Origin of the sequence: Aureimonas sp. AU4, from assembly GCF_001463765.1 — a bacterium.
Classification (GTDB): Bacteria; Pseudomonadota; Alphaproteobacteria; order Rhizobiales; family Rhizobiaceae; genus Aureimonas.
In genome coordinates this window covers 1-24,666 of sequence record NZ_BBWK01000073.1, presented here as the reverse complement: position 1 = coordinate 24,666, position 24,666 = coordinate 1, and the positions used below count along the sequence as shown (strand labels likewise).

Sequence of the window (24,666 nt, the reverse complement as noted above, 5' to 3'; positions counted from 1 at the left end):
GGCCAGGGCGGTGCCGAGCGCGAGCGCGGCGAGCGTGGTCTTCAGCAAGGGATCTCTCCGTCATGGAGTTTCGAGAGCGAACCGAGCCGCGCACCGCGCCGGGCCGCCTCGGGTTCCGCCAACGCTCTAATGCGGGGGCGCAACCTCTCTATGACAAGCGAGTATCCGTTTGATGACAGCCTAAGCCGCTGATCCAGCGCCAAAAATCGAAACGCTATGCGTCCAGCCGGTCGAAGCGCACGCTGAACGTGGCGCCCTCACCCGGCTCCGACGCGATTCTGAGGCGCGTCCGGTGCCGGATCAGGACGTTGCGCACGATCGACAGGCCAAGCCCCGTGCCGCGTTCGCGCGTCTTGCCTTCCACGCGATAGAATCGCTCCGTCAGGCGCGGAAGGTGCTCCGGGGCGATGCCCTTGCCGAAGTCGCGCACCAGCGCTTCGACCTGTGCCTTGCCGGCGAGCGGGGGCGCGGGCTGGATGCCGATCTCGATCCGGCCGCCGTCGCGCCCGTACTTGATCGCGTTCTCGGCGAGGTTGGTGAAGACCTGCACCAGCTCGTCCGTGTCGCCGTTCACCCAGATCGGATCGGCATCCAGGCCGACCAGCGTCAGCTCGACGCCAGCCTCGCGCGCCTGCGGCTCGATCTCGTGGGCGACCGAGCGCAGGACCTGCGCGAGGTCGGCGCGCTCACCGGCCTGGAGCTGCCGGCGCGTCTCGATGCGCGAAAGGGACAGGAGGTCGTCGATGAGGCGCGACATGCGGCGCGACTGTTCGAGCATGATGTCGAGAAAGCGCTCCCGCGCGGCTGCGTCCTCGCGCGCGGGGCCTTTCAGCGTCTCGATGAAGCCGGTCAGCGAGGCGAGCGGGGTGCGCAGCTCGTGGCTCGCATTGGCCACGAAGTCGGTGCGCATGCGCTCCAGGCGCCGCGAGGCTGTCTGGTCGCGAAAGAGAAGGAGGAGAAAGGGCGGCGGCCCGCCGCCGGCGCCGCGCACCGGCAGGATGTCGACCAGCCACGAGCGGTCGATCGGGCTGCGCTCGGCGAACTCTGTGGTCTGCGCCTCGCCGGTCGCCACCGCCGCCTCCATCGCCTGCAGAAGGTCGGGCGAGCGGAAGCGCAGCGAGATGGGATCGCCCGGGGCGATCGCCCCGAAAGGTGTGAGCGAGACGTCGTTGCGAAAGCGCAGCGCCAGCGTGCGGTCGACGAGAAAGGCCGGCTCGCGCACGGCCTCCACTACGCCACGCATGCCCGCGTCCGGCCAGACGGTGCTCGTGCGCACCCGCGCCGTCGGCCCCCCCGCCGGCCGGCGGCGGCGCCAGAGGCCGCTGAGGCCGTAGGCCAGGAGGCCGAGCGCGAGGATCGCCAGCCCGGCCTCGCGCGGCAGCGCGCCGCCGAGCGCCGTGTCCAGAAGCAGTCCCGCCGCCAGGATCAGGACGGCCGGCAGGGCGCTCCAGTCGCGCCGTCTTCGCTCCTCGCCCTCCCCCTCCATGGCGGGGCTCCCGTCAGGACAGGCGCAGGATGCGCACGCGGTAGATGTCGACGTCGCTTGCCGTGCCGTCGAGGCCGGTCGACAGGGCGAGGCTGCCGCCCGAGGCGAGGCCCGGGGGAACCGCGACGTCGAAGACGAAGGCTTCCTCGCTCATGGACGTGGTGAAGCGCTGCCGGTCGCAGGTGCTGGCGCCGCCGAAGAGGCAGCGCACGCCGAACTCGCGCGATGTTCCGTCGGGCGAGCCTGCGGTGAGCTCGATGCGGATGTTGCGGCCGGCGAGCTCGCGCGTCACGCCCGGACCGATGCCGACCTCGATCTCGCCCTCGCCGCCCGAAGGCCCGCTGGCGCGGACCGCGCTGCGCCCGTCATCGCGCGCGACCGTCTCGACGCGCCCGCCGTTGGGCGTGGACAGCGCCTGGAGATTGTCGCCGTTGAAGATGTCGATCCAGTTGAGCGCCGGAAGCTCGGCGCTCTGATCGGCGGCAGGGGACGTCGCCGCCGGCCCGTCGCCGCGCAGGAGGCCGCCCACGAAATAGGCGAGGAGGCCGAGAAGGATCGCGAGCGCGATCGCCAGGAGCGGCACGGCGAAGGGCGACTGGGCGCCACGCCGCGCGGCCTTCGGCGGCACCGCGCCGGCTGTCCCCGGCCGCCATTCGTCCGGTTCCTCGTCTCCCGTGGTCTCGGCAGCGTAGGCGCTTTCGGGCTCGTAGGCGCGTGGCTCGCGGGCGTATCCGGCGGCCTCGTCGTCGGGGAAGGCGGTGTCGGCGGCGGGCGCGGGGCCGGCCGGCTGCGTCTCCGTCAGCGGCCCCTCGGCGGCATACTCGGCCTCGACGCGGTTGATCGTCTCGGCAAGCTGACGGCGCTGCTGCAGCGCCTCGGCCTCGTCCGAGCCGCGCGTCTCCAGCATGCGCTCCAGGGCGCGCTCGGACGCCGCGTAGATGCTTTCGCGAAAGCCCGGATCGCGCGTGTCGCCCGCTTCCAGGGCCCGCCGCAGGCTGTCTTCCATCGCGCTCATGCTGACTCCCGGCCCTGCCTGCCGACCGCGCCCTCGAAACCTTGCGCCCGAGGTGAAACGCGCCTTCCTGCGACGCCCAGGTTCGGGCGTGCCCCGCTGGATACCGGATGGCGGCGGCACCCGCAATCAGTCGCCGCCTGCCCGCCGGGTGGCCGCGCTGCTGGACGAAACGGGCGTGCGACCAATCTTCCCGCTCCCGATCAGTCGAGGCCGCGCGCGTCCATGTCGTCCAACCATCCCCACGCCGTCCCCAACCTGATCTCGGAACACGGCGTGATCGGGGACATGAACACGCTGGCGCTGGTGGCGCAGAACGGCTCGATCGACTTCCTCTGCCATCCCAACATCGACAGCCCGAGCCTCTTCTGCGGCCTGCTCGATCCGCAGCGCGGGGGCGAGTTCCGGCTCTGGGTCGACAAGGACGGGCTGAAGTTCCGCCAGATCTACCTGCCCGACACCAACATCCTGATCACCCGCTTCCTGGGCGACAGCGGCATCGGCGAGGTGTCGGACTTCATGCCGCTCGACGGGTCGGGCCGCATCGTGCGCCGCGCCAAGGCGGTGCTGGGCGACATGCGCTTCTCGCTCCTCGTCTCGCCGCGTCCCGAATATGGCGGCGCGAAGCCCGAGATCCGCCCCATCCAGGGGGGCTGCGCCGTGTCCTGGCGGCGCGAGGCCGACGGCGTGCGCGACGAGGTGCATTTCCTGACATCGTTCGAGTTCGAGATCCAGGGCGAGGACGTGGTCGGCCACCGCGACCTGCGGCAGGGCGAGACGGCCTACGTGGTCATGTGCCCCAACCGCGAGGGCGCGCCCCCGCTCAACCGCGACTACGTGGCCTGCGCCTTCACGACCACGCGCGACTTCTGGCACCGCTGGGTCGCGCAGGGCTCCTACCCCGTCTACTGGCGGGAACTCGTGGTGCGCTCCGCGCTCACGCTCAAGCTCCTGACCTCGGCGCGCAACGGCTCGATCGCGGCGGCCGGCACGTTCGGCCTGCCCGAGGTGGTGGGAGGCGAGCGAAACTGGGACTACCGCTTCTGCTGGGTCCGCGACTCGGCCTTCACGCTCTACGCCCTGTCGCGCCTCAACTACTTCGACGAGGCGGAGGCCTTCATCCACTTCCTGATGGAGCGCGTGACCGAGGCCGGCAACGGCACGGACTCGGGCCTCCACATCATGTACGCCATGGACGGCGCCGAGCGGTTGCCGGAAGTGACGCTCGACTCCCTGTCGGGCTACGACGGCTCCAAGCCCGTGCGCATCGGCAACGCCGCCTACCAGCAGCGCCAGATGGACATCTTCGGCGAGTTCATGGACGCCGTGTACATCTCGACGCGCGCGCGCGGGAAACCGAGCTACGCCGTCTGGCTCAAGCTCTCACGCCTCATGGACTGGCTCTGCGCCAACTGGCACCTGCCCGACAAGGGCATCTGGGAGAGCCGGGGGCCGGACCGAGAATACCTGTCGTCGCGCCTCATGTGCTGGGTCGCGCTCGACCGGGGCCTGCGCATCGCGCACAACGAGTCCCTGCCCGCCGACATCGAGCGCTGGCGCACCGAGCGCGACAAGATCCAGCGCACCATCCTCGAGGAGTTCTGGAACAAGGACCTCGGCGCCTTCACGCAGTACAAGGGCGGCAAGACGCTGGACGCGGTCGTGCTTCTCATGCCGCTCGTCAAGTTCATCAATCCGCGCGACCCGATGTGGACCTCGACGCTGGACGCGGTGCGCCGCAACCTCGTCCACGACTGCCTCGTGAAGCGCTACCTCAACACGGAAGAAGCCGACGGGCTCCAGGGCGAGGAAGGGGCCTTCACGATCTGCTCCTTCTGGTATGTCGAGGCGCTGGCGCGCACCGGATACGTCGCCGAGGCGCGGCTTCTCTTCGAGAAGCTCCACGCCTACGCCAATCATCTCGGCCTCTACTCCGAGGAACTGTCGTCGTCGGGCGACCATCTCGGCAACTTCCCGCAGGGACTGACCCACCTGTCCCTGATCTCGGCGGCGATCTGGCTCGACCGCGCTCTCAACAGCGCGAGCGACGACCCCGCCAACTTCCATCACCAGATGATCGAGGACCCCGATGGCGTCTACTGACCTCAACTCCCTCCACGGCCAAACCGCCATCGTCACCGGCTCGTCGTCGGGGATCGGCGAGGCGATCGCCAAGGAGCTGGCCAGCCGGGGCGCCGACGTCGTGGTGAACTACCACGGCGCCGAGCGGGACGCGCAGGCGACGGTGGACGACATCGTCGCCATGGGCCGCCGCTCCTTCAAGGTGCAGGCCGACGTCGGCGCGGAAGGCGACGTCATCGCCATGTTCGACGAGACCGAGAGCCGGTTCGGGCCGATCGACATCGTGGTCTCGAACGCCGGCCTCCAGCGCGACGCCAAGCTCGCCGACATGACGCTGAACGACTGGAACACGGTGATCAACACCAACCTGACGGGCGCCTTCCTGATCGGGCGCGAGGCCGTGCGGCGCTTCCGCAAGAAGGGCCGCCGCCCCGAGGTCAGCCGGGCGCTCGGCAAGCTGATCTTCGATTCCTCGGTCCATCAGGTCATTCCCTGGGCCTTCCACGTGAACTACGCGGCCTCCAAGGGCGGCGTGAAGCTTCTCATGGAATCCATCGCGCAGGAGGTGTCCTGCGAGGGCATTCGCGTCAACGCGGTCGGCCCGGGCGCGATCGCGACCGACATCAACAAGGTGGCGCGCGAGGCGCCGGGCGGCCTCGACGCCATGCTCAAGCTGATCCCGTCGGGCCGGGTCGGCGACCCGGTGGATGTGGCGCGGGTCGTCGGCTTCCTCGCCTCGGACGCCTCCGACTACATGACCGGCCAGACCCTCTTCGTGGACGGCGGCATGACGCTCTATCCCGAGTTTCGCGGCAACGGCTGACGGGACGAGAGCCATCAAAGAAAAAGGCGACCCGCGGGTCGCCTTTTTTGTTTCACGACGTCGGGCGGTCAGCCGAGCTGGTCTTCCTCGTCCTCGGGCTCGGTGCGGCGCATCGAGGTGAGCTTGGCGAAGACGGCGGCCGCGTCCAGCTCCTCCGGGTCCTCGCGCGGGGCGCGGTAGCTCTGGGTCTGGGCGGCGGAGAGGAGGCGCTCCTCCTCGGCCTCGACCTCGGGCCGGGGCATGCCGCGCGAGGCCTTCTCGACCTCGAGGTCGAGGTCGATCTGCGAGCACAGCCCCAGCGTCACCGGGTCCATCGGTTGCAGGTTCGCCGAGTTCCAGTGCGAGCGCTCGCGGATCTGCTCGATCGTGTGCTTGGTCGTGCCCACCAGGCGGGAGATCTGCGGATCCTTCAGCTCGGGGTGGTTGCGCACCAGCCAGAGGATCGCGTTGGGCCGGTCCTGGCGCTTGGAGACGGGCGTGTAGCGCGGCCCCTTGCGCTTGGCCTCGGGCACGCGGACCTTGGGCGGGGCGATCTTCAGGCGGTACTTCTCGTCCTTCTCGGCGCGCACGATCTCGTCGCGCGTCAGCTGGCCCGTGATGATCGGATCCATGCCCTTGATGCCCTGCGCCGACTCGCCGTCCGCGATCGCCTTCACCTCGAGCGGGTGAAGCGTGCAGAACTCCGCGATCTGTTCGAAGGACAGCGAAGTATTGTCGACCAGCCAGACGGCGGTCGCCTTGGGCATCAGAAGCTGCTGAGCCATGGATGAACGTCTCCTGTTCGCCGGCTCCGCTGGGAACCGGCCGTGGTGGGGGCCACGCGATCTGGGAATGGCGGGACTATAGGCATTGCATCCCGTCTTCGCAACAAATCGATCGATCCGGCGCTGTTCCCTTAGGGATCGGGAACGAGCACGATCTTGCCGATATGGTCGTCGTCCATGTGCTGGTGGGCCTTGGCGGCCTGCGAGAACGGATAGACCGTGTCGATCAGCGGCTCGACCTCGCCGCTCGCCAGAAGCGGCCAGACCTCGCGCTCGAGTTCACGCGCGATCTGCGCCTTGAAGGCGGCGTCGCGCGCCCGCAGCGTCGAGCCGGTCAGCGTCAGGCGCTTGGTCATGACGAGCGAGAGGTCGATCTCGGCACGCTGGCCGCGAAGCGTGGCGATCTGCACGATGCGCCCCTCGGGCGCGGCGACCTGAAGGTTTCGCGGCAGGTAGTCGCCGCCCACCATGTCGAGCGTCAGGTCGACACCGCCCCAGTCGCGCAGCCGCTCCACGAAGTCCTCGCGCCGGTAGTCGATCGCGAGTTCCGCGCCGAGCCGGCGCGCGGCCTCCGCCTTTTCTGGGCCGCCGACCGTGGTCGCGACGCACGCCCCCCGCGCATGGGCGAGCTGGATCGCGACCGTCCCGATGCCCGACGTTCCGCCATGCACGAGGAAGCGCTCGCCGGCCTTGAGCGCGCCGCGCTGGAAGACGTTGTGCCAGACGGTGAAGAAGGTCTCGGGAATCGCTGCGGCGTGGACCGCGTCAAGCCCGCCGGGGATCGACAGCACGCTGCCCTCCGGCGCAAGAGCGAACCGCGCATAGCCGCCGCCCGGCAGGAGCGCCATCACCCGGTCGCCCGGCTTGTGGCGCCCGGTGCCCTCGCCCACGGCCTCGACGGTTCCCGCCACCTCCAGCCCCGGCCAGTCTGGCGCGCCCTTCGGCGGCGGGTAGTGGCCGAGGCGCTGCAGGACGTCGGGCCGGTTGACGCCGGCCGCCTCGACCCGGATCAGGACCTCGCCGGAACCGGGACGCGGGATCGGCTCCCGGCGCAGCCGCAGCACCTCGGGACCGCCGCCCGCTCCCTCGATGCCGACGACATCCATCTCCCGTTCGCTCATCGCAACCATTCCCTGCCTTGCGCGCCGGCCGGCGCCTGCGGGGAAAGAAAGGGCGGCGCGGCGCGCTGTTAACCCCCTCTTCACCATTCCGCGCGAAACTCGCGGCAGTCCAGATTTTGGTTTGGATGGCGATCCTTTCGGGTTGTCGACGCCTCCCTGTTGAACTTGAAGAGCCGCTTCGCGCGGCTCTCTTTTTTCGAAGGTCCGGGCAGGATCTCGGTCGCGTTAACCAAGGCCCGTCCGGGTGGCTTGCGCCGGCGGGACGAAGCGTAGATTTTCGCGCCAGTCGGAACGTCGGGCCTGTTTTCGCATGCCCGCGTCGCGCAACGAATCCACGCCAGATCGGTTTACGCCCCCATGACAGTCCAGATCGAGCAGAGCGAGGGAAAGCGGACCGTTCGACTGGCCGAACGTCTGGCCTTTTCCGCCTCCTTCCAGCCGATCTTCGACGAGGGCATGACGCTGGTCGACGAGACGGCCGCCTATCTCGACGGCGACGGCCGGCGCGCCGCGCGCACCATCTCCAAGGGCGCCTCGACGCTCTATGCCGCCGAATCGATGCGCCTGACGACGCGCCTCATGCAGATCGCCTCGTGGCTCCTGCTTCAGCGTGCCGCCAACCAGGGCGACATGTCGCGCGCCCAGGTCGAGGCCGAGAAGGTCAAGGTGAAGCTCGACGGCGTCGGCTCGGGCGTCGATTCCCCCTTCTACGCGGACCTGCCGGAGGACTTCCGCTCGCTGGTGGATCGCGCGATCATGCTGGAGCGGCGCATCGCGCTTCTCGACCGCGAGATCTACGGCCGGCCGGACGAGGAGGAGGCCGGCAACCCGGTGGCCGAGCAGATCGACCTGCTGCGCACCGCCTTCGGACGCTGAACGGCGCGGCAGCCGCCCGATCCCCACCCCGACGAGACGACCCGAAGGGCCGGCGACGATCGCCGGCCCTTTTTCGTTGCGCATGAGGCGGCCCCGCACGGTGCGGGTTTCCGGCCACAAAAAAGCCCGGCGCGGCGGCCGGGCTTTTCTTGCATTCGCTTGAAGCGGATCGGCTTAGATGCCGAGACCCTCGTAGCGCTTCTTGAAGCGCGACACGCGGCCGCCGCGGTCCAGCATGTTCTGGTTGCCGCCGGTCCAGGCCGGGTGCGAGTTCGGGTCGATGTCGAGGTTGAGCTTGTCGCCCGCCGCGCCGTAGGTCGAGCGGGTCTGGTACTCGGTGCCGTCGGTCATCACCACGGTGATGGTGTGGTAGTCGGGATGGATGTTGGCCTTCACGGGGCGGTCCTCTCTGGCTGGCTTTCGCGACCGACCATCCCGACCGGACACCTGCGGCTCAGCCGCGCGGCACCCCGCGATGTGATGGAAGAGGAAGCGCGATCGCTTTCAAAATCAGGGGCGAGCCTATACATGCGTCCCCCAAGAGAGACAAGGCCCGCCCCGGCGGTGACGCGAAGCTTGCCAGAGATCCAGCCCGAAGCCACGCCGCCCGAAGCCTCGGCCGAGCCCGCGCGCGGCCGGTCGCCGATGCGCCGCCTGTCGCCGCTGCGCCGCCTCTGGCCCTATGTCCTGCGCCAGCGCAAGCTCGTGGCGGGCGCCCTCGTCTTCCTGCTTCTCGCCTCGCTGACGACGCTCAGTCTGCCGATCGCCGTGCGGCGCGTGGTCGACCACGGCTTCTCGGGCGGCACGACCTTCATCGACACCTATTTCGCGATGCTCGCCGTCCTGTCGGCGGTTCTGGCGGTCGCGAGCGCGGGCCGCTACTATTTCGTGATCACGATCGGCGAGCGCGTGGTGGCGGACCTGCGCCGCGACGTCTTCGCCCATGTGCTGAAGCTCTCGCCCGGCTTCTACGACCGGAACCTGTCGGGCGAGATCGTCTCGCGCCTCACCGCCGACACGACCCAGATCAAGTCCGCCGTCGGCGCGACCGCCTCGTTGGCGCTGCGCAACGCCATCCTCTTCGTCGGCGCCGTCGCCATGATGGCCTGGACCAGTCCCGGCCTGTCGGTGATCGTGATCGCGGCGATCCCGTTGATCATCGGCCCGCTCATCGCCTTCGGCCGCTCCGTGCGCGCCCGCTCGCGCGCCGCGCAGGACCGCCTCGCCGACGCCAGCGCCTATGCCGGCGAGGCGATCGCCGCCTCGCGCATCGTCCAGGCCTTCACGGCCGAACCCATCGCCACGGCCCGCTTCGGGCAGGCGGCGGACGAGGCCTTCGAGGCCGCGCGGCGCTCGGTCGTGGCGCGCGCCTTCCTGACGGCCTTTGCGATCTTCCTGATCACCTTCTCGATCGTCGCCGTGCTCTGGGTGGGGGCGGGGCGCGTCGTTGCGGGCACGATGACGGCGGGAACGCTCGGCCAGTTCCTGTTCTACGCGGTCTTCGCGGCCTCCTCGCTCGGCCAGCTGTCCGAGGTCTGGAACGACCTGACGGCGGCCGCCGGCGCGGCAGACCGCTTGAGCGAGCTTCTGGCGGAGGAGCCAGAAATCCGTTCGCCCGCCTCGCGCGCCCCCCTTCCCGCCCGCGCCCTCGGCTCCGTACGCTTCGAGAACGTGTCGTTCCGCTATCCGACCGGCGGCGCCTCCGCCCCGACGCTGGAGGCGCTCAGCTTCGAGGTGCGACCCGGCGAGACGGTCGCCCTGGTCGGGCCGTCGGGGGCCGGCAAGTCCACGGTCTTCGCGCTTCTGGAGCGCTTCTACGATCCGCTCGGCGGTCGCATCCTCGTCGACGGCGTCGACATCCGCCAGGCGGACCTGCACGATCTGCGCCGCCGCATGGCGCTCGTGCCGCAGGAGGCGGTGGTCTTCGCGGGCACGGTGCGCGACAACATCGGCTTCGGCGTCGAGGGCGCGAGCGCGGCCGACGTCGAGCGCGCCGCCGAGACGGCGCACGCCGCCGGCTTCGTGCGCGCCATGCCGCAGGGCTTCGACACCGCGATCGGCGAGCGGGGCGTCACGCTTTCCGGCGGCCAGCGCCAGCGGCTCGCGATCGCGCGCGCGGTTCTGCGCGACGCCCCGATCCTTCTTCTCGACGAGGCGACCTCGGCGCTCGACGCCGAGAGCGAGGTTCTGGTCCAGCGCGCGCTGGAGCGGCTGATGGAGGGCCGCACGACGCTCGTCATCGCCCACCGCCTCGCGACCATCCTCAAGGCGGACCGCATCCTCGTCATCGACGGCGGGCGGATCGTCGAGGAGGGCACGCACGCGGCCCTGGTCGCGCGTGGCGGGCTCTACGCCCGTCTCGCCGAGCTGCAGTTCAGCCAGGGCATGCGCCCCGCCGCCGAGTAGGCACGGGTACAGGTTCCGTCAGCCCGGATGAAACACCCGCACGCGCAACGGGACGGGCAGCGCGACGGTCGCGGTGTAGCCGAAGTCCATCTCCTCGGGCTCTTGGAGGACCGGCAGCCCCTTCGCTAACCAGGCGGCGTGATGGCCCTCCACGTCCTCGCGCGCGGCGACCGCCATCGCGATCTCACCGTTCACGCCGTGCCCCTCCGGCGTCGGCCGCACGCCGTCCCGGCGCCACAGGCCGAGCCGCACCCCGTTGACGACGAAGAGCACGAAGGTCGCCGAGACCTCGACGGGCGGGGTGCCGAGAACCGTCTCGAGCGCGGCCGCCGTGGCTTCGGGACTCTCGACGTAGAAGAGGACATAAGGGGTCATGGAAGGCTCCGTTCGGGTTCGACGGACCCGTTCTAGGCGCTCCCCCTGTCAGCCCGTGTCAGCAGCCGGCGGCCTCCGCCTCGCGCATCAGCCGCCATTCGGACAGGAGCACGCGGTGACGTCGGCCCATGCGGTGGCCGGCGCGATAGGCCCCGGCGATGCGGTCGAGCCGGAAATGGCGGAAGTCGCCGCGCATCTCGCACCAGGCTGCGAGCAACTCGGCCGCGTCGAAGAAGCCGACGAGGATCGGCCAGACGATCCGTTCGGATCCCTCCCCCTTCCCGTCGGTGTAGCGCAGCGTGAGCGCCTCTTCCGCCCGGATCGCCTCGCGGATCGCGGCGAGGCAGGCGTGATCCTGAGCGCTCGCGCCGTCGGCGAAGAGCTGCACCGCGTCGGGCGAACGCTTCGCGGGCAGAACGGCCTCGATCTTGGCCAGCGCGCCGGCCGCCCCGGACCCGAGCGTGTCCGGCAGGCGGCGCGCGACGAGGCGCAGCCCGAGCACCAGCGCATCGATCTCGTCCTCGTCGAACATCAGGGGCGGCAGGGTAAGGCCGGGGCGCAGCACGAAGCCGAGACCCGCCGTGCCCTCGACCGGCACACCCTGCCCCTGCAACACCGCGACGTCGCGATAAAGCGTGCGAAGGCTGACGCCGAGCTCGCCGGCCAGCGCCACGCCCGCCACGGGTCGTCGATGGCGGCGCAGGATCTCCACGAGGTCGAGGAGGCGCGCGGCCCTCCCGCCGCTCACCGCTCGGTGAGCTTCAGCTCGATGCGGCGGTTGCGCGCGCGGTCTTCGGGCGTGTCGCCAGCCACCAGCGGCTGGAACTCGCCGAAGCCCGTCGCCGCCAGCCGGTTGGCCGGCACGCCGTTCTGGACCAGGAAGCGCACCACGGCCGCCGCGCGCGCGGTGGACAGCTGCCAGTTGTCGGCAAAGCGCCCGCTCGAGACCGGGACGTTGTCGGTATGGCCGTCGACGCGGATGATCCAGTTGATGTCAGACGGAATCTCTCGGTTCAGCTGGACGATCGCCTCGGCGAGCTTGCGCATCTCGTCCTGGCCCGCCGCCTGCAGGACGTCGGCGCCCGATGCGAACAGGACCTCGGACTGGAACACGAAGCGGTCGCCCACGATGCGGATGTTCTCGCGATCGGCCAGGATCTCTCGCAGGCGCCCGAAGAAGTCGGAGCGGTAGCGCGCCAGTTCCTGGACGCGCTGGGCAAGCGCGACGTTGAGGCGACGGCCGAGGTCGGCGATCTGCGTCTGGGATTCGCGGTCGCGAGACTCCGACGCTCCGAGCGCGTCCTCCAGAGCGGCGATCTGCTGGCGCAGCGCGGAGAGCTGCTGGTTAAGGAGATCGATCTGGGCACGCGCCTGGGCCGAGACCGCCTGCTCGCTCTGAACCTGCGCCTGCAGGTCGCCGACGCTCGGCGCTCCCCCGGTGCCGGCCCCCGCAGCGGCGCGCCCCTCGTCCAGCGCCGCCTGGAGGCGCGAGCGCTCGCTCTGCGTCGAGGCGAGCGAGGCCTGGAGGGCGGCGATCTGGTCCTGGAAGTCGGTGGAGTTGGAGCGCTCCAGCGCGAGCAGCTGGTTGAGCTCGGCGATCTGCGAGTTGAGGCGCTCCAGAACCGTGTCGCGGCCCGACAGGTCGCGGCTGAGCAGGAACTGGGCGATCACGAAGACCGACAGGAGGAACATGATGGCGAGAAGCAGCGTCGAGAGCGCGTCGACGAAGCCGGGCCAGTAATCGATCTCGCGCCGCGCGCGCCGGCGGGACAGAGCCACCGGCCTTACGTCCGCTCGGGCGCCGAGAGCGACGCGTTCAGCCGCTCCAGGACACGGCGCACCTCGCGCTGCTCGCCGGCCTGCGCCTCCACGAAGTCGCGCAGGAGCTGCTGCTCGGAGCGCATGTGCTGCACGAGGCCCTGGATGCTCTCGGCCAGGCTCGCCATGGCGGCCGAGGTGCGCGGACTCGTGGTCTGCTCGAGGACGAGCCGGTTGATCCGGTCGGCCAGCACGCGGAACTCCTCCGCCCCGTTCGGCACGGCCGAGGCGAGGGCGACGGCGCCGCCGGTGAGCGCAGGCGCCTCGGCTTCCGTCACCGAGGCGATCCAGTCCTCCAGCTCGGTGTAGAACCGGTTCTGCGCCCGGCCGACCTGCAGGTCGAGAAAGCCGAGGACCATGGAGCCCGACAGGCCGAAGAGCGAGGAGGAGAACGCCGTGCCCATGCCCGACAGCGGCGCCGACAGGCCGTTCTTCACCGAGTTCAGGACCGTCGCGGCGTCGCCCGCGCCCGGGTCCAGCGACTGGATCGTGGAGGTGATCGAGCCGATCGTCGTGAGCAGGCCCCAGAACGTGCCGAGCAGGCCGAGGAAGACGAGGAGGCCGACGAGGTAGCGCGCGACGTCGCGCGTCTCGTCGAGGCGGGCCGCGACCGAGTCGAGAAGCGAGCGGGCGGTGGAGGTGGGAAGCTGAAGCCGGCCGCGCCGGTGGCCGACCTGCGCGGCCATGGGCGCGAGCAGGACGGGCGGCTTCACGCGGTCCGCCGCCGGGCCGTCGCGGAAGGCGTTGACCCAGCGCACCTCGCGCGCCAGGCGCAGGATCTGGCCGAGCGCCATGACGATGCCGACCGTCATGACGCCGACGATCAGCCCGTTGAGGCCCGGATTGGTGTGGAAGGCGGCGATGACCTGACGCCCGAGGATCATCGCGACGAAGCCCGCCAGCGCCAGGAAGACCAGCATCGCCCAAAGATAGACGAGCGGGCTCGACAGGCGTCCGGCCACCGGCTCGGGCACCGGGCGGTGGGGTTCGGGCGACGGGTTCACCACCTGCATCGGCGCATCATCCGCTGTGAGCGTAGAGACCCGCGCGGGCGCGCGGGCGGGACAGAGCGCGCCGTTTTAACCCGGCGCGCCTCTCACCACCAGCATATGTTGCGGAATGCGGCGCTGGGCCGAGAACCTCAAGACGCCTCGGGCACGGGCGCGGGCGCCGGCTGCCGCCCGGCGCGGAAGGCGTTGTCGGCGTGCTTCAGCTCGGCGAGGAGCGCGCGGTGGATGAGCTCGTTGCCGCAGGCGATGTCGCCCTGCAGGAACTCGAAGCGCGAGCCGTCGGTCGCGGTCGTGAAGCCGCCCGCCTCGCGCACGAGGAGCGAGCCGGCGGCGATGTCCCAGGGCTGGAGTTCCCGCTCCCAGAAACCGTCGAAGCGCCCGGCCGCCGTGTAGGCGAGATCGAGCGAGGCAGCGCCCATGCGCCGGATGCCTGCCGTCTCGCCGGTGATGCGACGCATCTCGAACAGGAAGCGGGCCTGGTCGCCGTGGCCCAGGAACGGCATGCCGGTCGCCAGCACCGCCTCGTGCAGCTTGGTGCGGGCGGCGACGCGGATGCGGCGGTCGTTGAGGAAGGCGCCGCCGCCCCGCTCGGCCGTGTAGAGCTCGTCCTGCACGGGGTTGAAGATCACGGCCGCCACGATCTGCCCATCGCGCTCCAGCGCGATCGAGACCGCGAAGATCGGGATGCCGTGAAGGAAATTGGTGGTGCCGTCGAGCGGATCGACGATCCAGCGGTGCTGCGGGTCGCGCCCCTCCACCGCGCCGCGCTCCTCCATCAGGAAGCCCCATTCGGGCCGCGACCGGGCGAGCTCCTGGTAGACGATCTCCTCGGCCTTGCGGTCGGCGTTCGACACGAAGTCGGCGGGTCCCTTCATGGAGACCTGGAGGTTCTGCACCTCGCCGAAATCGCGCGTGAGGGACCGGCCCGCCTTGGTGGCGGCCTGCGTCATGACGTTCATCAGCGCCGAACGGGCCATGGGATATCAGCTCTTTTTCAGAGTCGCGGAACGCGCGGGCGCTCCGAAGACGAGGGAAAAACGGCGGCTGGCACGAACGCAAGATAAGCGGTCCGGCCCGCGAGGCCAGACCGTCTGGCAGGGCCGAGCCGACGGGTCAGAAGGGCGCAGAACCACAAAAGCGCGCGACGTTCAAGGGCGGACGGCCTCGGGAGACCCTGTCGGGGTGCGGTTGGCCGCCTCTAGCGCCGCCTTCTGATCCGCCTCCGGCAGGGTGCGGAAGAAGCTGTCGAGCGCGGCGTCGGAGTTGGCGGCGCGCCGCGCGAGCACCGTCCAGCGGGCGGCCTCGGCGCGGTCGGCCGGCGCGCCGACGCCGTCCTTGTAGAGATGGGCGAGGCGGTTCACCGCGATGGGATTGCCGCGCTCGGCGGCCCCCTTCAGCCAGCGGAAGCCCTCGGGCGGGTCCTTGGGGCCGCCCCGGCCGTTGATCAGCCAGATGCCGAGCTCGATCTGTGCCGTGTCGTGGCCGGCGCGCGCGGCCTTCTCCAGCCAGTCGCGGGCCTGCGCGTCGTCGGCCGCCGCCATGCCGCGCCCATAGGCGTAGAGCTGCGACAGGGCGTATTGCGCATCCGGCACGCCCGCCTCGGCCGCGCGGCGGAAGTAGCCGAGCGCGTCCGAGAAGCCGCCGGTCGGCGAGGCCTGGATCAGCATCTGCCCGTAGTTGAAGGCCGCGAGCGGATTGCCGGCATCGGCCGCCGCCTTCATGAGATCGCGCGCCGAGGCGTCGTCGCGCGGTACGGCGCGTCCCTCGATCAGGATCATGGCATAGCGGAACTGCGCCTCGGGCACGCCGGCCTTGGCGGCGACGCCGTACCAGCGCGCGGCCTCCGCCTCGTCGCGCGGCACGCCGAGGCCCCGTGCGTAGATCTCGCCGAGCAGGGTCTGGGCGGAGGCGTCGCCAAGATTGGCGAGAGGCTCGGCCATGCGCAGCGCCGACAGGTAGTAGCCGCGCTGGAAGAGGCCGTAGGCGGCCGCCGCCGTCCCCTCGCCCTCGCCGCCGGTCGGCTGGGCGGGTTCGGAGGGGGTGGGCAGGCTGGTCTCCGCCTTTGCCGCGGGTTCGGGGGGAGCGGGCGGCACGCCGAGACCCGGCACCTGCGCGAGCGCCGGGGAGGACAGGAAGAGACAGAGGGCGAGCGCGCGGCGCATCGGATCAGGCCGCCCGGGCGCGGGCCTGCGCCTCGTCGAAGAGACGGTTGGCGCCGGCCACGGCCTCGGCGGGATCGACGCCCTCGCCGAACACGGCGCGGCCGAGCATCACGAACTCCGCGCCCGTTGCGATCGTCGCCTCGAGCGTGTCCAGCGAGGCACCGCCCTGCACGACGCAGGGGATTTCCACGATCTCGGCCCACCATTCGGCAAGTTCGAGGTTGCGGCGCATAGGCTCGGCCTCGGCGTCGGCGCCAAGCTTTCCGAACAGGACGTAGTCGGGCATGCGCTCGCCCGCCTCCAGCGCGTCGTGCCGGGTCGTGAAGCCCGAGGCGCCGACGATCAGGCGCGGCGAGAAGCGCGCGACCGCCTCGCCCAGCGCCTCCAGGCTTCCCGTGCCCGTGTGGAAGCCGTCGGCCTTGACGCGGCCCGCGCAGCGCGTGTCCTCGGCGACGATTGCGGCGGCCCCCGCCTCCTGGACGATCGGCACGAGCGCCTCGCAAAGGTCCTGGAACGCGGCCTCCGATCGGTCGCCCGCCGAGAAGACGACGGTCGCGACGTCGCCCGCGTCCAGCGCCGCGCGCAGACGCTCCTCGCCCGCCGGCCCGTCGGGCAGGACGGACGCATCGAGGACGAGGCGCGGGCGGATGAAGTCTTCGGGGGTCATCGGATCCGGTCGGGTGGTCGCGTTCGCGGGCATGGACGGCAGGCCGGCCACGAAGCCGGCACATCGGCTCTAAAGCCCGATTGCGGCGCGACTGCAAGCATCCGGGGCCCGGACCTGGGATGTCGTGGGGAGCACGGGCGGCAGGAACCGCCCGCGCTTCGGCCATGCATCTCGATCAGCGGCGCCGCTACGAGCGCCGGACGGGTTTCGCCGCGCCCTAGTCGCGGGACGCCCGAAGGCGTTCGATCTCGTCCTTCAATTGCAGCTTGCGTCGCTTCAGCTCGCGCATCTCGCCATCCGTGATCGCCGGCTTGGTGTGGGCCGTGGCGATCTCGTCGTCGAGCGCGGAATGGCGCTGTTCCAGGGTCGCAAGGTGAGCATCCAAGGACATGTACGAGCTCCTCTGTTGTGGCGTCCGTCCCCGCCTCCCGCACGTGCCGGAACCGGCCCGGACGGAGGAAGGGTGTCACATAAAGTTTGCACTGTCGAACGAGGTTCAAGCCCGTCTTCCCGTTTCGGCGACGGGCTGGTAACGGTTGGACGAATTCTACGGATGGCGTGCCGCGCGACCCGAAAGCCCCGGAGACCGGGGCCCGGCAGGGCGGCAGGCAGCGATTTCCGTCCGCGACCGGGGCCCCTTTCCGGGCTCATGCTCGCGGCGCGCTCTCGGGGAGTTGTACGGCGGTGTTCGAGGGGACGTTGGTGGCGGATCAGGAACAGGCGGAAATCAGGCTCGCGCTCGCGCGGCTTCGCCAGGAGCACGCGGATTTCGACGCGGCGATCAACGCCATGGAGGCGATGGGCTGCGACCGCCTGCAGGTCCAGCGCATGAAGAAGAAGAAGCTGATGATCAAGGATCGGCTGCAGGACCTCGAGGATCAGGTCATCCCGGACATCAGCGCGTGAGCGCGCCTCCCGTCGCGGTGATCATGGGCAGCCAGTCCGACTGGGCGACCATGCGCCACACAGCCGAGACGCTGGAAGCGCTCGGCATCCCCTTCGAGGCGCTGATCGTATCGGCGCACCGCACGCCCGAGCGCCTGGTTTCCTTCGCAACCGGGGCGCGCGAGGCGGGCTTCAAGGTGATCGTGGCGGGCGCGGGCGGGGCGGCCCACCTGCCCGGCATGACTGCATCCATGACGCCGCTGCCGGTCTTCGGCGTGCCGGTCGAGAGCCACGCGCTGAAGGGCGAGGACAGCCTTCTCTCGATCGTGCAGATGCCGGCCGGCATCCCGGTTGGAACGCTCGCGATCGGGCGTGCGGGTGCGGTCAACGCGGCGCTGCTCGCGGCCGCCGTGCTCGCGCTCTCGGACGAGACCCTGGCGGGACGGCTCGACGACTGGCGGCAGCGCCAGAGCGAGGCCGTGGCGGAGCGTCCGAACCGTGACGCATGAACCGCTGGCCTTCGGCTCCGCCATCGGCATCGTCGGCGGCGGGCAGCTCGGGCGCATGCTGGCCTCGGCCGCCGCCCGGCTCGGCTTCCGGACCCTCGTCCTCGACCCCGACCCCGCCTGCCCCGCCGCGCAGCTCGCCGGCGAGGTGATCGTCGGCGCCTATGACAGCCGCGAGGGGCTGGCCGAACTCGGCCGGCGCACGGCGGTGGTGACCTACGAGTTCGAGAACGTGCCGGTCGAGCCGATGCGCTCGCTCGCCCGCACCCGCGACGTCTTTCCGCCCGTCGAGGCGCTCGAGGTCGCGCAGGACCGCGTGGTCGAGAAGGCGTTCCTTAACGGGATCGGCATCGCGACCGCGCCGTGGCGCGCGGTGGACGATCCCGCCGAGCTCGCCCACGCCCATCTCGACCTCGGCACCGACACGATCCTGAAGACGCGTCGCCTGGGCTACGACGGCAAGGGCCAGGCCACGATCGCGCGCGACGCCTCGACCGACGGCGCCTTCGAGAGCCTGGGCGCCGTTCCGGCTATCCTGGAAGGCCGCGTGCCCTTCGAGCGCGAGATCTCCGTGATCGCCGCGCGCTCGCGCTCGGGCGAGGTCGTCGCCTTCGACCCGGCCGAGAACCGCCACGGCGCGGGCATCCTGCGCCGCTCGACGGTTCCCGCCACCTCCCCCGCGCTCGCCGCCGAGGCGATGGGGATCGCCGACCGCATCCTGGAGCAGCTCGGCTATGTCGGCGTCATCGGCGTGGAGTTCTTCGTGGCCGCGAACGGTCGCCTCCTCGTCAACGAGATCGCTCCGCGCGTCCACAATTCCGGTCATTGGACCGAGGCCGCCTGCTGCGTCTCGCAGTTCGAGCAGCATATCCGCGCCGTCGCCGGGCTGCCGCTCGGCTCGGGTGCGCGCCACTCGGACTGCGTGATGGAGAATCTCATCGGCGACGAGGTGGAGCGCGCCCCGGCCCTCCTCGCGGAGCCGGACGTGATGCTGACGCTTTACGGCAAGGCCGAGGCCCGGCCGGGACGCAAGATGGGCCATTGGACCCGCCTCCTGCCCCTGTCGCGAGCCTGATTTCGCTGCGGGCGGCGGGGCGGACCGGTTGACAGGACCGCGCTCCCGCCTGTATCGAACGCCCAGGTCGCGCGCCTTGTCCGAGGCGCGTTTTTTGTTGAGCGGCGCGGGCGTTTTCGCATCCGAACGTCGCAGCCATCGACGGTCGAGAGCCATGAAGATCAAGAATTCGCTGAAGTCGCTGAAGGGCCGCCACCGCGCCAACCGCATGGTTCGCCGCAAGGGCCGCATCTACATCATCAACAAGGAAGCCCCGCGCTACAAGGCGCGCCAGGGCTGAGGCGACACGGGGCCGCGCACCGCGCGGCCCGCATCACCGCATTTTGCACTGGACGGCGCGCTGGGAGGCGATAACCTCGTCTCCCATGCGCGCCTTTTCTTTTGCTCTCGCCGCCCTTCTTCTTGGCAGCCCGGCCGCCCTCGCCCAGCCGGCCGCCGCGCCCGCGGCCGAGCCTCCCGCAGCCCCCGCCCCGACCAAGCCCGAGCCGAGCCGGCAGGAGCGCCTCGACGCCCTGTTCGTGGAGCTGAAGCGCGAGCCCGACGCCGATAAGGCCAAGGCCATAGCCGAGCGCATCCAGGCGCTCTGGTCGCAGAGCGGCAGCGCGACGGTCGACCTCTTGATGGACCGGGCCGCGACCGCGATGGGAAAGAAGGACGAGGCGGCCGCGCTCGACCTTCTGGATCAGGTGATCGTGCTCGATCCCGATTTTGCGGAAGCCTGGAATCGCCGCGCCACGCTGCACTACGCGGCGAACCGGTACGGCGCCTCGATCCGCGACGTGGAGGAGGTTCTGAAGCGCGAGCCCCGGCACTTCGGCGCGCTGATGGGCCTTGGCGCCATGCAGCAGGAACTCGGGCGAAACCGGCAGGCGCTCGACGCCTTTGCCCGCGCACTCGCGGTCTATCCGGCCCTCAAGGAGGCGCAGGACGCGGTCCTGCGCATCTCCGACGAACTGGCGGGACAGCCGGCCTGACCCGAGGCCCGGACCGCCTGCCCCTTTGCCTCAGATCGAGCTGAGACCGTCCGAGCCGATATAGGCGATGCGGATCATGTTGGTGGCGCCGGGCGTCCTCAATGGCACGCCGGCCGTCACGATGATGCGCTCGCCCGCCCGCGCGATGCCCTGCTGGACCGCGATGCGGCACGCCTTGTCCACCATCTCGTCGAGGTCGGTCGCGTCCTCGGTATGGACGCAGTCGAGGCCCCAGGCGAGCGTCAGGCGGCGCGTCGTGCCCAGGATCGGCGAGAGCGCGATGATCGGGATCTGCGGGCGCTCGCGCGAGGTGCGCAGGCCCGTCGTTCCGGTCGCGGTGTAGGTGACGATCGCCGCCACGTTCAGCGTCTCGGCGATCTGGCGCGCGGCGAGCGACACCGCGTCCGCGCCCGTCGCCTCGGCGGCGGGGCGCTGGGCGAAGATGATGCCGGGATAGAGCGGGTCCTTCTCCACCTCGCGGGCGATGCGGTCCATCGTGGCGACCGCCTCGACCGGATAGTCGCCGGACGCCGACTCGGCCGACAGCATGATGGCGTCGGCGCCCTCGAACACGGCGATCGAGACGTCCGACACCTCGGCGCGGGTCGGCACGGGCGCCGTGATCATGGATTCCAGCATCTGCGTCGCGACCACCACCGGCTTGCCGGCGCGGCGGGCGGCGCGCGTGATGCGCTTCTGGATGCCGGGCACCTGCTCCAGCGGCATCTCGACGCCGAGATCGCCGCGCGCCACCATGATGGCGTCGGACAGCTCGATGATCTCGTCGAGGCGCTCCACGGCCTGCGGCTTCTCGATCTTCGACAGGAGGCCGGCGCGGCCGCGCGAGACCTTGCGGGCCTCGGCGAGGTCTTCGGGGCGCTGGATGAAGGAGAGCGCGATCCAGTCGACGTCCTCGGCGAGCACGGCGTCGAGGTCGCGCCGGTCCTTCTCGGTGAGCGCGCCGGTGGCGAGCGTGGTGTCGGGCAGCGACACGCCCTTGCGGTCGGATATGCGCGTGCCCGCCACGACGCGGCAGCGGATCGAGCGGCCGTCGGAGGCGACCGCGACGAGCTGCAGCTTGCCATCGTCAATCAGAAGCCGGTGACCGGGCTTCACGGCCTCGAGGATCTCGGGATGGGGCAGGTAGACGCGGCTGGCGTTGCCGGGCTCGGGATTGTCGTCGAGCGTGATCTCGTCGCCGGCCTTGAGATCGACCTTGCCGTCAGCGAACTTGCCGACGCGCAGCTTCGGTCCCTGCAGGTCGGCCAGGATCGCGATCGGGTGACCGACCGCGGTCTCCACGCGCCGGATGCGGGCGACGAGCTCGCGCATCAGGTCGTGGTCGGCATGGCTCATGTTGATGCGGAAGGCGTCGGCGCCCGCCTCGTGCAGCTTGCGGATCATGCCCTCGTCGGCCGAGGCCGGCCCGAGCGTGGCTAGGATCTTGACGCGGCGATTGCGTTTCATGGCTGCTCGGCACCTTCGCGGGGGGATTCGGTCAGCTGAACCATCCAGCTGCCCTGTCCGCCGGTGTCATACTCCCGGAAACCCATCTTCTGGAACCCACGAGCGAAGCAATCCTTCACGCCCACGATCTTGAACTCGTTCTCGGCGATGCAGAGGTCGACCGTGCCGGCCCAGCGGCCGAGCCCCTCGGCGTCCTCGGCGTAGAGATAGTAGTAGCGCGAGTTGAGCTCGCCCTCGACCACCGAGCGGCAGGTCGTGGCGGGAATGCGCCACCAGCCCTCCGACACCCAGCCTTCCGCGGTGCGCTGGCCGACCGCCACGCCGACCAGGGTCTGCGTCCCGTTGCAGACGCGAAAATCCGCGCGCGCCTCGCCGGGCGCGGCGAGCGCGAGGAAGCCTCCCGCCAGGACGGCACCCAGCGCCAGGGCAGGCAAGCGGCGGAACGGGGGAGCGGCGGGCATGGATGGTCCTCGTCTGACGGCTGGGCGGTGAACGCTCTTCTGCCACAGAGCCGAACTGGGGCAAAGCATGGCGAAGCGGGCCGCAAGCCGCATCCGGACGCAAGGCCTCCCCCCTCCCCTTGCTTGCGCGCCGCGTCGCACGCGCCGATATGGCGGGAGAGAAAATCCCCCATGCGAGGAGACGCGCCATGTCCGACGACCACCAGCGCCAGATCGAGCTCGAGGCCGCCGTGTTCCGCCGCCTACGCGACCACCTGCGCTCGCGCACCGACGTCCAGAACCTCGACCTCATGAACCTCGCCGGCTTCTGCCGGAACTGCCTGTCGAACTGGTATGCGGACGCCGCCGCACGAGACGGCGGTGCTCCGATCGGCAAGGAGGAGGCGCGCGAGATCGTGTACGGCATGCCCTATGCCGAGTGGCGCGACCGCTACCAGCGCGAGGCGAGCCCGGACGCGCTGGCCGCCTTCGAGGCGCGCAAGCCGCACGAGGGCGGCTCGTAACGGAGCGGAAACCATTCCACGGCATCAAAGGGGATAAGGGCGCGGCCGCGATTGCCACCCGCCCAGACCCCTTCGTCCGCCTTCTGCCCAATCGAGGAATCACCCCATGTCCAACGCCACCGAGGAAGTCGCACAGGACCAGCTCCGCTCCTTCGTCGAACGCATCGAGCGCCTCGAGGAGGAGAAGAAGACGATCAGCGACGACATCAAGGACGTCTATTCCGAAGCCAAGGGAACGGGCTTCGACACCAAGGTGCTGCGCAAGGTGATCTCGCTGCGCAAGCAGGACGCCAATGAGCGCCAGGAGCAGGAGGCGATCCTCGATCTCTACCTGCAGGCGCTCGGCATGATGAGCTGAACGACAAAATCTCCCGCAACGAAAACGGGCGCCCGAGGGCGCCCGTTTTCGTATCGGTGAGGCTTTCGGCCGCGCGTCAGGCGCGCGCCCCGCGACGCCGCTTGTGGCCGAGGCCCATCTGCTTGGCGAGACGCGAACGCGCCGCCGCGTAGTTGGGGGCGACCATCGGGTAGTCCGCCGGCAGATCCCACTTCTCGCGATATTCTTCGGGCGATAGGTTGTAGTGCGTCATGAGGTGACGCTTCAGCGACTTGAACTTCTTGCCGTCCTCCAGGCAGACGATGTAGTCGTCGGTGACGGACTTCTTGACCGGGACCGCCGGGCGCGGCTTCTCGGGCTCGGGCACGACGGGCTCCGGCCCGGCGCGGTCAAGAGCCGCGTAGACGTCGCGGATCAGGGTCGGCAGGTCGGACGTGGGCAGCGAGTTGTGGCTGACATAGGCGGCCACGACATCGGCCGTCAGTTCCATCAACGCGTCCCGCCCGTCCGTGTTTTCGATCGTATCCATCAGTCTTCCTTAGCTGCGACGGCGCCTTGGCGCCGCACGCGGTCTTGGGCAAATGTCGGCGTCGCTTCGAGACGGCTGTTTCTGCCGCGACTCAAGTGGGGCGGCAAGTTCCGCAAGACATGTAAGACGGCGATACTTTGTGTCAACTATTTGGCCCCGGCGCATCATCCACAGATACCGCGCTATCTTTCGCAAGCCCGGCAAACAACCGGCAGTTCAAAGAAGGGGTGGAGTAGCGGACGGGGTTGAAGTAGCGGACGGCGCGGCGCATGCGACCCCCTGCCCGCAAGCGCGGGGACCATCACGAAAAAGGCCCGCTGCGCGGGGCAACGGGCCTCGGGATCGTGGGTCGGACCTGACCGGTCAGTCGAGCTTTCGCACCGGCAGGAAGTTCACGGCCTTGCCTTCGAAGCGGCCCGACGCCGAGGGCATCATGCTCTTGCGCGTGAAGCCGCGGTCGAACACCGTGTCCGGTCGGTCGGCGATCAGGCCGTCGGCCACGGGACGGGCCATGGGGGTCTCGATGGCGCGGCGTTCGGGCGCGGTGATCAGCGAGGCGATCTCGATGCGACGCGCGATCGCCTGAGCGGAGGCCGGCGTGACCGTGCTGGAACGCGCAGCGCTGCGCGGCTGGACGGCCGTATCGCCGACGACGCGTCCACCCTTGCCCGAGCGGACCGGCGCCGGGGTGGCGGCGGCGGCGGACGGCTGGAGCGAGGCCATCTGCACGGGCTTGCCGACGGCGCGCGGGGCGGGTGCCACGACCGCCGCCAGGATGGGCGAGGCGGCGACATGGGCGGCGCGGCTGGCGGCGGGCGCCTCGAGCGACGCGGAGGCGGCGATGATCGCCTCGGGCGTCAGGTCCGACGCCGGAGCGGCGGCGCCGGGCGCGTTCAGGCCGGGACGAGGCGTCGGGGAAACGAGGGCTGCAACCAGGGACTCCGAGGGAGCGGGCGCGCTGGCTCGCAGCACGGCCTCGAAGGGCGGACGTTCGCGCGGCATGGGAACCGAGTAGGCGAGCTGTCCGGGCGCGGACGGGGCGACCTCCTGCTCCTCGATCTCCGCCACGAGCTGGCTGGGCAGCTCGGCGGGGGGAGCGGGCGGGGCGGCGCCGCCGGCCGGCGCCGGGCGGTTGGCGACGAAGGTCGGAACCGGAACCCGGCCGGGCGCAAGGGCCGCGACCTGGACCTCGGGCTCCTGTGCCGGGATGCCGGCGGGCGGCGTCGCGCGAGCGGGCGCCGTGCCGTCGAAGGAGTCGCGCTCGGGCATGGGCAGTCCGGCGGGCAGCGTGGTGGCGCGCTTGGGCGGAACCGGCGCGGCCTCCGCG

27 protein-coding genes and 1 pseudogene are annotated in these 24,666 nt (G+C 70.6%); 11 read left to right on the top strand and 17 right to left on the bottom strand.

Features of this window, described 5'->3' with window-relative positions; genetic code table 11:
• Positions 1-214: 214 nt before the first annotated feature.
• Positions 215-1,486, bottom strand: a complete 1,272-nt coding sequence (locus AUL35_RS18840; protein ID WP_062017707.1) for an ATP-binding protein — start codon at positions 1,484-1,486, stop codon at positions 215-217.
• 13 nt (positions 1,487-1,499) lie between these two features.
• Entirely contained in the window at positions 1,500-2,501 is a 1,002-nt protein-coding gene (locus AUL35_RS18835; protein ID WP_156418074.1) for a hypothetical protein, read from the bottom strand.
• Between the two features lie 222 nt (positions 2,502-2,723).
• On the opposite strand from AUL35_RS18835, the gene AUL35_RS18830 reads away from it, so the two are divergent.
• Positions 2,724-4,601, top strand: a complete 1,878-nt coding sequence (locus AUL35_RS18830) for a glycoside hydrolase family 15 protein (protein WP_244493831.1) — start codon at positions 2,724-2,726, stop codon at positions 4,599-4,601.
• A complete protein-coding gene (locus AUL35_RS18825) occupies positions 4,588-5,403 on the top strand; it encodes an SDR family oxidoreductase (protein WP_062017703.1) in 816 nt (271 codons plus the stop codon). The genes AUL35_RS18830 and AUL35_RS18825 overlap by 14 nt, the downstream gene beginning before the upstream one ends.
• 68 nt (positions 5,404-5,471) lie before the next feature.
• Here the strand turns inward: AUL35_RS18825 and AUL35_RS18820 are convergent, their stop codons facing one another.
• Together AUL35_RS18820 and AUL35_RS18815 are read right to left on the bottom strand one after the other, a co-directional pair.
• Positions 5,472-6,167 (bottom strand): DUF1013 domain-containing protein, encoded by a 696-nt coding sequence (locus AUL35_RS18820; RefSeq protein ID WP_062017701.1) that lies wholly within the window; start codon positions 6,165-6,167, stop codon positions 5,472-5,474.
• A gap of 131 nt (positions 6,168-6,298) precedes the next feature.
• Positions 6,299-7,288: an NAD(P)H-quinone oxidoreductase gene (locus tag AUL35_RS18815; protein WP_062017699.1), complete on the bottom strand. Its 990-nt coding sequence runs from the start codon at positions 7,286-7,288 to the stop codon at positions 6,299-6,301.
• A gap of 357 nt (positions 7,289-7,645) precedes the next feature.
• Here AUL35_RS18815 and AUL35_RS18810 point away from each other — a divergent pair, with 357 nt between their 5' ends.
• Complete coding sequence (locus tag AUL35_RS18810) at positions 7,646-8,164, top strand: DUF1465 family protein (RefSeq protein WP_062017697.1); 519 nt, start codon at positions 7,646-7,648, stop codon at positions 8,162-8,164.
• A 174-nt stretch (positions 8,165-8,338) separates the two neighbouring features.
• Here AUL35_RS18810 and rpmE read toward each other — a convergent pair whose 3' ends face one another.
• A complete protein-coding gene (gene rpmE, locus AUL35_RS18805; protein WP_062017696.1) occupies positions 8,339-8,560 on the bottom strand; it encodes a 50S ribosomal protein L31 in 222 nt (73 codons plus the stop codon).
• A gap of 249 nt (positions 8,561-8,809) precedes the next feature.
• On the opposite strand from rpmE, the gene AUL35_RS18800 reads away from it, so the two are divergent.
• Positions 8,810-10,570 (top strand): ABC transporter transmembrane domain-containing protein, encoded by a 1,761-nt coding sequence (locus tag AUL35_RS18800; RefSeq protein ID WP_062017762.1) that lies wholly within the window; start codon positions 8,810-8,812, stop codon positions 10,568-10,570.
• Positions 10,571-10,588: 18 nt separating this feature from the next.
• On the opposite strand, the gene AUL35_RS18795 is transcribed toward AUL35_RS18800, so the two are convergent.
• From AUL35_RS18795 to AUL35_RS21725, 8 genes are all read right to left on the bottom strand, one after another.
• A complete protein-coding gene (locus tag AUL35_RS18795; RefSeq protein WP_062017694.1) occupies positions 10,589-10,945 on the bottom strand; it encodes a hypothetical protein in 357 nt (118 codons plus the stop codon).
• A 58-nt stretch (positions 10,946-11,003) separates the two neighbouring features.
• Entirely contained in the window at positions 11,004-11,693 is a 690-nt protein-coding gene (locus AUL35_RS18790) for a YafY family protein (RefSeq protein WP_062017692.1), read from the bottom strand.
• Positions 11,690-12,724 (bottom strand): peptidoglycan -binding protein, encoded by a 1,035-nt coding sequence (locus AUL35_RS18785; RefSeq protein ID WP_062017690.1) that lies wholly within the window; start codon positions 12,722-12,724, stop codon positions 11,690-11,692. The genes AUL35_RS18790 and AUL35_RS18785 overlap by 4 nt, the downstream gene beginning before the upstream one ends.
• Before the next feature lie 5 nt (positions 12,725-12,729).
• Complete coding sequence (locus tag AUL35_RS18780) at positions 12,730-13,776, bottom strand: hypothetical protein (RefSeq protein ID WP_062017688.1); 1,047 nt, start codon at positions 13,774-13,776, stop codon at positions 12,730-12,732.
• A gap of 128 nt (positions 13,777-13,904) precedes the next feature.
• Positions 13,905-14,750, bottom strand: coding sequence for an inositol monophosphatase family protein (locus AUL35_RS18775; RefSeq protein WP_062017687.1), 846 nt, complete (start codon positions 14,748-14,750; stop codon positions 13,905-13,907).
• A 171-nt stretch (positions 14,751-14,921) separates the two neighbouring features.
• Positions 14,922-15,935 (bottom strand): tetratricopeptide repeat protein, encoded by a 1,014-nt coding sequence (locus tag AUL35_RS18770; RefSeq protein WP_082666457.1) that lies wholly within the window; start codon positions 15,933-15,935, stop codon positions 14,922-14,924.
• A gap of 4 nt (positions 15,936-15,939) precedes the next feature.
• Positions 15,940-16,602, bottom strand: a complete 663-nt coding sequence (locus AUL35_RS18765) for a thiamine phosphate synthase (protein WP_062017760.1) — start codon at positions 16,600-16,602, stop codon at positions 15,940-15,942.
• Between the two features lie 217 nt (positions 16,603-16,819).
• Positions 16,820-16,993 carry a YdcH family protein gene (locus tag AUL35_RS21725; RefSeq protein ID WP_082666456.1) on the bottom strand — a complete coding sequence of 58 codons (174 nt, stop codon included), beginning with the start codon at positions 16,991-16,993 and terminating at the stop codon, positions 16,820-16,822.
• Positions 16,994-17,304: 311 nt separating this feature from the next.
• Here AUL35_RS21725 and AUL35_RS18760 point away from each other — a divergent pair, with 311 nt between their 5' ends.
• The 5 genes from AUL35_RS18760 to AUL35_RS18740 all read left to right on the top strand — a co-directional run bounded on the left by AUL35_RS18760 (position 17,305) and on the right by AUL35_RS18740 (position 20,042).
• Complete coding sequence (locus AUL35_RS18760) at positions 17,305-17,508, top strand: YdcH family protein (protein WP_062017756.1); 204 nt, start codon at positions 17,305-17,307, stop codon at positions 17,506-17,508.
• A gap of 23 nt (positions 17,509-17,531) precedes the next feature.
• On the top strand, positions 17,532-17,996 hold the full coding sequence (gene purE, locus AUL35_RS18755; protein ID WP_062017754.1) for a 5-(carboxyamino)imidazole ribonucleotide mutase: 465 nt from the start codon (positions 17,532-17,534) through the stop codon (positions 17,994-17,996).
• A complete protein-coding gene (locus AUL35_RS18750; protein ID WP_156418073.1) occupies positions 17,986-19,068 on the top strand; it encodes a 5-(carboxyamino)imidazole ribonucleotide synthase in 1,083 nt (360 codons plus the stop codon). Before purE ends, AUL35_RS18750 begins: the two co-directional genes overlap by 11 nt.
• 154 nt (positions 19,069-19,222) lie before the next feature.
• Positions 19,223-19,348 carry a type B 50S ribosomal protein L36 gene (gene ykgO / locus AUL35_RS18745; protein WP_062017685.1) on the top strand — a complete coding sequence of 42 codons (126 nt, stop codon included), beginning with the start codon at positions 19,223-19,225 and terminating at the stop codon, positions 19,346-19,348.
• 85 nt (positions 19,349-19,433) lie between these two features.
• Complete coding sequence (locus tag AUL35_RS18740) at positions 19,434-20,042, top strand: tetratricopeptide repeat protein (RefSeq protein WP_062017683.1); 609 nt, start codon at positions 19,434-19,436, stop codon at positions 20,040-20,042.
• Between the two features lie 30 nt (positions 20,043-20,072).
• Here AUL35_RS18740 and pyk read toward each other — a convergent pair whose 3' ends face one another.
• Positions 20,073-21,509, bottom strand: coding sequence for a pyruvate kinase (pyk, locus tag AUL35_RS18735; protein WP_062017681.1), 1,437 nt, complete (start codon positions 21,507-21,509; stop codon positions 20,073-20,075).
• A complete protein-coding gene (locus AUL35_RS18730) occupies positions 21,506-21,970 on the bottom strand; it encodes a DUF1036 domain-containing protein (RefSeq protein WP_062017679.1) in 465 nt (154 codons plus the stop codon). Before AUL35_RS18730 ends, pyk begins: the two co-directional genes overlap by 4 nt.
• Before the next feature lie 188 nt (positions 21,971-22,158).
• Here AUL35_RS18730 and AUL35_RS18725 point away from each other — a divergent pair, with 188 nt between their 5' ends.
• Both AUL35_RS18725 and AUL35_RS18720 read left to right on the top strand, forming a co-directional pair.
• Positions 22,159-22,473, top strand: a complete 315-nt coding sequence (locus tag AUL35_RS18725) for a DUF1244 domain-containing protein (RefSeq protein WP_062017677.1) — start codon at positions 22,159-22,161, stop codon at positions 22,471-22,473.
• Between the two features lie 106 nt (positions 22,474-22,579).
• The gene (locus AUL35_RS18720) at positions 22,580-22,831 is read left to right on the top strand and encodes a DUF2312 domain-containing protein (RefSeq protein ID WP_062017675.1); all 252 of its coding nucleotides are present in this window, start codon (positions 22,580-22,582) and stop codon (positions 22,829-22,831) included.
• Between the two features lie 76 nt (positions 22,832-22,907).
• Here the strand turns inward: AUL35_RS18720 and AUL35_RS18715 are convergent, their stop codons facing one another.
• A complete protein-coding gene (locus tag AUL35_RS18715; protein WP_062017673.1) occupies positions 22,908-23,339 on the bottom strand; it encodes a MucR family transcriptional regulator in 432 nt (143 codons plus the stop codon).
• Positions 23,340-23,702: 363 nt separating this feature from the next.
• A pseudogene (locus AUL35_RS22650) lies at positions 23,703-24,666 on the bottom strand (hypothetical protein); the annotation flags it as partial.

Bases quoted from the DNA above. Each gene is read 5' to 3' on its own strand.
- AUL35_RS18840 (WP_062017707.1), bottom strand. From the start codon at position 1,486: ATGGAGGGGGAGGGCGAGGAGCGAAGACGGCGCGACTGGAGCGCCCTG.
- AUL35_RS18835 (WP_156418074.1), bottom strand. From the start codon at position 2,501: ATGAGCGCGATGGAAGACAGCCTGCGGCGGGCCCTGGAAGCGGGCGAC.
- AUL35_RS18830 (WP_244493831.1), top strand. From the start codon at position 2,724: ATGTCGTCCAACCATCCCCACGCCGTCCCCAACCTGATCTCGGAACAC.
- AUL35_RS18825 (WP_062017703.1), top strand. From the start codon at position 4,588: ATGGCGTCTACTGACCTCAACTCCCTCCACGGCCAAACCGCCATCGTC.
- AUL35_RS18820 (WP_062017701.1), bottom strand. From the start codon at position 6,167: ATGGCTCAGCAGCTTCTGATGCCCAAGGCGACCGCCGTCTGGCTGGTC.
- AUL35_RS18815 (WP_062017699.1), bottom strand. From the start codon at position 7,288: ATGAGCGAACGGGAGATGGATGTCGTCGGCATCGAGGGAGCGGGCGGC.
- AUL35_RS18810 (WP_062017697.1), top strand. From the start codon at position 7,646: ATGACAGTCCAGATCGAGCAGAGCGAGGGAAAGCGGACCGTTCGACTG.
- AUL35_RS18800 (WP_062017762.1), top strand. From the start codon at position 8,810: ATGCGCCGCCTGTCGCCGCTGCGCCGCCTCTGGCCCTATGTCCTGCGC.
- AUL35_RS18795 (WP_062017694.1), bottom strand. From the start codon at position 10,945: ATGACCCCTTATGTCCTCTTCTACGTCGAGAGTCCCGAAGCCACGGCG.
- AUL35_RS18780 (WP_062017688.1), bottom strand. From the start codon at position 13,776: ATGCAGGTGGTGAACCCGTCGCCCGAACCCCACCGCCCGGTGCCCGAG.
- AUL35_RS18775 (WP_062017687.1), bottom strand. From the start codon at position 14,750: ATGGCCCGTTCGGCGCTGATGAACGTCATGACGCAGGCCGCCACCAAG.
- AUL35_RS18770 (WP_082666457.1), bottom strand. From the start codon at position 15,935: ATGCGCCGCGCGCTCGCCCTCTGTCTCTTCCTGTCCTCCCCGGCGCTC.
- AUL35_RS18765 (WP_062017760.1), bottom strand. From the start codon at position 16,602: ATGACCCCCGAAGACTTCATCCGCCCGCGCCTCGTCCTCGATGCGTCC.
- AUL35_RS21725 (WP_082666456.1), bottom strand. From the start codon at position 16,993: ATGTCCTTGGATGCTCACCTTGCGACCCTGGAACAGCGCCATTCCGCG.
- purE (WP_062017754.1), top strand. From the start codon at position 17,532: ATGGGCAGCCAGTCCGACTGGGCGACCATGCGCCACACAGCCGAGACG.
- ykgO (WP_062017685.1), top strand. From the start codon at position 19,223: ATGAAGATCAAGAATTCGCTGAAGTCGCTGAAGGGCCGCCACCGCGCC.
- AUL35_RS18740 (WP_062017683.1), top strand. From the start codon at position 19,434: ATGCGCGCCTTTTCTTTTGCTCTCGCCGCCCTTCTTCTTGGCAGCCCG.
- pyk (WP_062017681.1), bottom strand. From the start codon at position 21,509: ATGAAACGCAATCGCCGCGTCAAGATCCTAGCCACGCTCGGGCCGGCC.
- AUL35_RS18730 (WP_062017679.1), bottom strand. From the start codon at position 21,970: ATGCCCGCCGCTCCCCCGTTCCGCCGCTTGCCTGCCCTGGCGCTGGGT.
- AUL35_RS18725 (WP_062017677.1), top strand. From the start codon at position 22,159: ATGTCCGACGACCACCAGCGCCAGATCGAGCTCGAGGCCGCCGTGTTC.
- AUL35_RS18720 (WP_062017675.1), top strand. From the start codon at position 22,580: ATGTCCAACGCCACCGAGGAAGTCGCACAGGACCAGCTCCGCTCCTTC.
- AUL35_RS18715 (WP_062017673.1), bottom strand. From the start codon at position 23,339: ATGGATACGATCGAAAACACGGACGGGCGGGACGCGTTGATGGAACTG.